Genomic DNA, 863 nt, shown 5'->3' on the forward strand with positions numbered 1-863 from the left:
GTGCGGGCCTAAGCTGAACCGGTAGAGGTTTTCCACAGTGTGTGAGTTGTGCATAACTCGACCTATTTTGGTTCACCGCTGGCCTTGGCATGATGAACGCGGTGGTCAACCACGGTTGCAAGTGCACAATTGGCGAGCGCTGTCGTCTATTCCCTGATCGAAATGAAGCGTTTTAAGGTGCTGATTTTGTGTGACTTTTGCACTGGATGCGAATCGCACAGTTTGGTTCAGGCCAGTGTTCGCGGGGTCTGGCGGAGGTTACGCAAAGCCCGTGCACAAAGTTATCCACAGCGAATGTGGATAATGAATACTTTTGGAATAAGGCCGCTGACGCGGATTGGAAAATTCCACTAAAATAGCCTTTTTAACTACGGAGAATGTTGATGCAACAGTTACCCGAAACCCTGCGGGAAAACGTCCGCTTACTAGGGGAATTACTGGGCGAGACCATTCGCGACCACGAGGGCGAAGAGCGTTTTAGCAGGATCGAACAGATCCGCCAGTTGGGCAAGAGTATCAACCAGAGCGAAAATGATGACTCCAGTGCTCTGGTGGAGTTGTTGGGCGAGCTGAACGACGAGGAAATCCTTCCTATCGTGCGGGCCTTTAATCAATTCTTAAACCTAGCCAATATGGCCGACCAAGAATACAGCGCCAGTGCTGAGGCTGAACCTGAGGATGGTTTAAAAGCCATGTTGCTCAACTTTTCGCAAACTTACGGGCGGGAAAAGCTGACCGATGTCATTCGTGAGCTGCGCATCGAGCTGGTGTTAACGGCTCACCCCACCGAGGTGACCCGACGCACGCTGATTCGCAAGTACGATCAAATCGTCAATACTCTGTCCGATCAGCAGCGCGGCAAC

At 51.4% G+C, this 863-nt stretch carries 1 protein-coding gene; it reads left to right on the top strand.

Features of this window, described 5'->3' with window-relative positions; translation table 11 throughout:
* Positions 1 to 383: 383 nt before the first annotated feature.
* On the top strand, positions 384 to 863 hold a 480-nt coding region (locus Q4526_RS11230), incomplete at its 3' end, for a phosphoenolpyruvate carboxylase (RefSeq protein WP_215977174.1).

Source organism: Gilvimarinus sp. 2_MG-2023, from assembly GCF_030547685.1.
In the GTDB taxonomy this organism is placed as follows: domain Bacteria; phylum Pseudomonadota; class Gammaproteobacteria; order Pseudomonadales; family Cellvibrionaceae; genus Gilvimarinus.